This is a genomic window from Anaerolineales bacterium (assembly GCA_022866145.1).
In the GTDB taxonomy this organism is placed as follows: domain Bacteria; phylum Chloroflexota; class Anaerolineae; order Anaerolineales; family E44-bin32; genus PFL42.
The window spans coordinates 1-4,981 of the sequence record JALHUE010000183.1; the positions used below are offsets into that span (position 1 = coordinate 1).

5 protein-coding genes are annotated in these 4,981 nt (G+C 63.2%); all 5 read left to right on the plus strand.

What is annotated here, in order from left to right:
• A partial coding sequence (locus tag MUO23_05835; GenBank protein ID MCJ7512473.1) for a hypothetical protein occupies positions 1–297 on the plus strand: 297 nt, incomplete at its 5' end.
• 3 nt (positions 298–300) lie between these two features.
• Positions 301–1,254 (plus strand): glycosyltransferase family 2 protein, encoded by a 954-nt coding sequence (locus tag MUO23_05840; GenBank protein MCJ7512474.1) that lies wholly within the window; start codon positions 301–303, stop codon positions 1,252–1,254.
• Positions 1,244–2,722, plus strand: a complete 1,479-nt coding sequence (locus MUO23_05845) for a hypothetical protein (GenBank protein MCJ7512475.1) — start codon at positions 1,244–1,246, stop codon at positions 2,720–2,722. Before MUO23_05840 ends, MUO23_05845 begins: the two co-directional genes overlap by 11 nt.
• Before the next feature lie 51 nt (positions 2,723–2,773).
• The gene (locus tag MUO23_05850) at positions 2,774–3,778 is read left to right on the plus strand and encodes a Gfo/Idh/MocA family oxidoreductase (protein MCJ7512476.1); all 1,005 of its coding nucleotides are present in this window, start codon (positions 2,774–2,776) and stop codon (positions 3,776–3,778) included.
• 255 nt (positions 3,779–4,033) lie between these two features.
• A partial coding sequence (locus tag MUO23_05855) for a glycosyltransferase family 2 protein (GenBank protein ID MCJ7512477.1) occupies positions 4,034–4,981 on the plus strand: 948 nt, incomplete at its 3' end.

Below are 4,981 nucleotides of genomic sequence, written 5' to 3' on the forward strand. Positions count from 1 at the left end.
CTTCCTGAGACGCAGGAGAACGTGCGCCTGGCGGGGGGTAGGCGCCGGATCTTCGACCTCGCCGACGCCGATCACATGCTGGAGGGCGGAAGAGTGGTCCCGCGGCCAGCCTCGTTGGCGAAGATCCTGCGCGACTTCGAACGGGCTCCGGTGCTGCATACGCAGTCCGCTGTGCTCCCCCAATTGGTTTTCGGCCTGCTCCATCCCGTAAGGGCCTGGCGCGAGCTGCGGGGGATGACGGGGTATTGGCTGAGCAAGATATCCGGCGCGGGCTCGCAGCCTGCCGAGCAGGATTGATCCATGCGCATTGGGCAGAACCCGGCCAAGTTCGTCCAGGATGTTGCCCGACCAAGAGGGGTGACGGTCGCCGTCCTGACCTATGCCCCGTTCCTGAGCGGCTACTTCGCTCAAAGCCTCGAGGTCATCCGGGCCTGCCTCGACAGTCTGTGGCGAACAACGGATGTCGAACACGATCTGCTGGTGTTTGACAACGGCAGCTGTGAGGAGGTTCAGTCCTTCCTCCGAGATGCGTTCGCAGATCGGCGAATCCAGATGCTCTGGCTCTGCGGCAGCAACCTTGGAAAGGGAGGCGCCTGGAACATCCTATTCCAGGCAGCTCCAGGCGAGGTACTTGCCTACACCGACAGCGATGCGCTGTTTGCGCCAAACTGGCTTTCTCAATCCATCCGCATCTTGCAGGCCTTCCCGAAGGTGGGGATGGTAACCAGTAGACCTTTCCGTACCCCGGAGGCTTTCCTTTCCTCGACGATTGGCTGGGCGGAGAACACCCCCGGTGTCCGACTCGAACGCGGGCAGTTCATTCCCTGGGAAGTGTTCAGGGATTTCGACCTCAGTCTGGGTCAAGAGGAAGCCCACATCCGACAGCGCTACGACTCGACGCAGGATGTTCGCCTTACCTACCAGGGCGTGAGCGCGCATGCCGGAGCTTCCCACTGGCAGTTCGTCGCCTACAAGTCGGTCTTGCAGCAGTTCCTTCCATTCGAGATGGATCGCCCGATGGGCCAGGTTCGCCAGCTCGATCAGCGAGTGAATGAAGCAGGGTACCTGCGCCTGATGACCTGTGAACCTCTGGCGATGAACATGAGCAACACCCCGGTGGTGGATGCGGCGGCGTTGCGCGCCGACGGGCCAGTGGCAGGAACGCCTCGCCGCAGGCTGCTTCGGTTCCCTCCCCTCCGCCGGCTCCTGTTGGGGATTCATGACCGGATCTTCCGTTGGTACTATGCCCGCTAGCGGCGAGCTTGCTCCATCGGTCTCCAGGCGCACGGTCTTCGTTGTCGCCGATCACGGTCTGGCCCTGGTCTACTTTCTTCAAAGCGACGTCGTCGACACCCTCCTGTCCGCCGGACATCGTGTCGTCCTGCTCACCGATGATGGCCTGGTGGGGCAGATCGCGGGCAAGTTCGAACGCCCAGGCCTAGTCGTTGAAGGACTGCGGCTGTCGCAGGCCCATGCCTATGCTGCTGGCGTGGATCCGGAACGCCAGTGGTGGCTGCACTTCCTGCGCCGAGTGGGAAGCTCACGATCCATCAACACCCAGGCCATGGACAGCTATATCGAACAGGTAGCCGTCGAGGAGCCCAATCGACGTCGGGTGCTGATGCCGCTCGCTTGGCTATTGATCGGTATTCTGCGTCGCTCCTCGCGGGCCAGGCGTCGCCTGGTGCGGGCACAGATGCGCTACACCCCGAGCCTCTACGACGACCTGTTGGATCGATATCGTCCGTCGCTGGTCGTTGCCAGCACGGCCGGCTGGAGGCTGGACCGCTACCTCCTGCGGGAGGCGGCAGCTCGCGGGATCCGGACCGCGGCCGCGATTGTGGGTTGGGATAACCCAAGCAGCTACAGCCTCTCCGGTGCCCGAATCGACCATGTGACCTGCTGGTCGGACCAACAGGTGACGGAGCTCGTGCAAGGTTCCGACTGGCCGCCAGAGCGTGTGCATGTTGGCGGTATTCCGTCGTATGACGGGTACTTTCGCAAAGCATGGTTGCTGCCTAGGGTGGAGTACTTTGCCCAGCATGGTCTGGATCCCAACCGAAAGCTGCTCTGCTATGCGTGCTCTTTCGTGAGCTTCTCCCCCAACTACCAGAATGTAGAGGCCCTGGCGCGTCTGGTTCGGGAAGACGCTCTTGGGGAGCCATGCCAACTGCTGGTCCGCCTTCATCCCAACCACTTCATGGACAACCACCTGTTTGCCGGCGAGAGGGAACGTATCCAGGCCTTGGCCCGTGCCGCTTCGCACGTACAGGTTGTGCAGCCAGTGCCGCTGGGCGGCGAACTCGGCTACTACTCCGGGGAGGACATGCCGGAGAAGACGTCCATGATGGCGTATGCCGACGTGTTCTTGACGGTTTATTCGACGATGGTGGTCGAAGCCGCGATCCATGACCGGCCCATTGTGAGTGTCTGCCTTGACGCTCCGAAGGGCTGGGACACTCCGCGCAAATACTCTCTGCCCCTGTCCAGGATCGGCGACTGGCCGACGCATGATCGCTTCCGTGAAGCCCAGGCCGGGACTGTGGCGCTGGACGAAGCCCAACTCCGCCGGGCGATCCAGGCAGGGCTTGCATATCCTGGCGGGCAACGTGACGCCCGGCAGGCCTTCCTGCGCCAGGAGATCACCTACCTCGACGGCACTGCTGGTAGCCGAACGGGGGAGCACCTGTGTCGGCTCCTCGAGTCGAGTCCGCCCAACTGAGGTGGGCGCGGTGAAAGGGGCGACGGATTCCGAGGAGGGTGCGGCACCGCCATGCGGATCATGATTGTGGGCCTGGGTTCAATCGGTCGCCGCCACCTGCGGAATCTGATCTCACTCGGTGAGGAGGACTTCCTGCTGGTGCGAACGGGGAGGAGCACCCTTCCGGACGAAGAACTTGTGAGCTACCCCTCCGTCAAGAGCGTCGAAGAGGGATTGGCATGGAAGCCGCAAGCGGTCATCGTCGCCAATCCAACCGCCTACCACATGGAGGTGGCGCTGCCGGCGGCGAAGGCCGGCTGCCACATGCTCATTGAGAAACCCATCTCAAGTTCGATGGACCGCATCCCCGCCTTGGTGCAGGCCGCTGCATCGAGTGGGTCGAGGATCCTGGTTGGGTTCCAGTACCGCTTCCATCCGTGTTTGCTGCGCCTGCATCAGCTGCTGTCTGCCCGGGAGCTTGGGGAGCCTGTGCACGCTCGAGCCCACTATGGAGAATACCTCCCTGGCTGGCATCCTTGGGAGGACTACCGCCGGAGTTATTCGTCTCGGTCGGATCTGGGTGGTGGCGCATTGCTTACCCTGTGTCATCCGTTTGATTACTTGGCTTGGCTCTTTGGGCCCCCGACCGACATCGCTGCCAGGACAGCGGCCTTGCCCCATGTGGAGCTGGAGGGTGTGGAGGGCATCGCTGACGTCATGCTCGGGTTCACTGGCGGCACGCAGGCCACTATTCATCTCGACTATGCCCAGCGACCGGCCATGCAGCATCTGGGGGTGATCGGGACGGAAGGCAGCGCCGAGTGCGACTTGCTGGCCGGGGAGCTTCGATGGTGGACGGCAGCTGAAGGCGAATGGCGCTCCTTTCGAGTGTCTGAGGATTTCTCACGCAATGACCTCTTCCTGGCCGAGATGAAGCATTTCCTGGAGATCGTCCAGCTGGGGGTGGCTCCGGTCTGCGGCCTGGCCGAAGGGGTGTTGAGCCTGAAGGCCGCTCTGGCGGCGCTCGAGTCGAGCCGGTCGAGGGACACAATCCATCTCGAGCGGATCGGTTCATGATGCCGAGCCAGAAGGGCCAGCCGATTGCGGCGGGCGGAACTGGCGTTGCGGACCGCCCGAAGGCCAGTCTGCTCGGCTCGGCGGTCAAGCTCTCCATGGATGAAGCGCCCAAGGATGCTGATCCGCCTGGATCAGGGAGGGAGTGCCGTGAAGGATCGTGCGGTCGGAGATAGTGCCCAACGACCCATGGCCTTGCAAAGACCTGCCGAAGCCGGCGCTGGGCTTGGCAGCCGGCGACCGCGGCTAGACGTGGTCGTGCCTGTCTTGAATGAGCAGGCGGGGGTGGCGGAGTTCCATGCCTCGCTGGCCGGTGTGCTGCACCAGCTGCCCTGGGACTGCCGAGTCATCTATGTCGATGACGGCTCGTCGGACAGAACGTCGGCAGTCATCGGCGATCTCCCGACGGGCGAGGTCGCGGTCGAGTGCATACGCCTGAGCCGCAACTTTGGCCACCAGGCGGCGATCACCGCTGGGCTCGATCGGGCGGACGGCGAGGCCGTCATCACGATGGATGGAGACGGCGAGCATCCCCCGGAGCTCATCCCGGATATGGTGTCCTTGTTCGAGTCGGGGATCGATGTGGTCCTCGGCGTACGCCGCTCGGAAGGGAAAGCCTCCGGGTTCAAGCGCGTGACCCGCGGCACTTTCTACCGGCTGCTCGCTGCGCTGTCCGAAACCGAGGTCATTCCCGGGGCGGCTGACTTCCGATTGCTTTCGCACAGGGCTGTCCAGGCTCTGCGCTCGATGCCCGAATATCATCGCTACCTGCGAGGCATGGTGGCCTGGCTCGGCTTCAAGACCGCTGCCCTACCGTACGACACCGGCCGGAGAATCGCTGGCCAATCCAAGTATTCTGCCCGCAAGATGGCCAGGCTGGGCACAGAAGCCATCTTCTCCTTCTCACTTGTTCCCGTGTATGTCGGCCTCCTGGCGGGGGTGCTGTTCCTGCTGATGGCTGGCGCCGAGGCGCTGTGGGTTTCTGTCGTCTGGATCCTGGGAGGCCGTGCCGGGTTGGTACCGGGCTGGAGCTCCCTGATGTTCATCTCCCTGTTCATGGGGGGAGTGCTCGTGCTGCTGATCAGCACCGTTGGGGTCTATGTCGGGCTGATCTACCAAGAGGTGAAGCGCCGCCCTGTGTATATCGTGATGGATTCGGGCGCCGCTGAGGAGGCACACGATCAACCGCAAGGCAGCGTCGGCAGA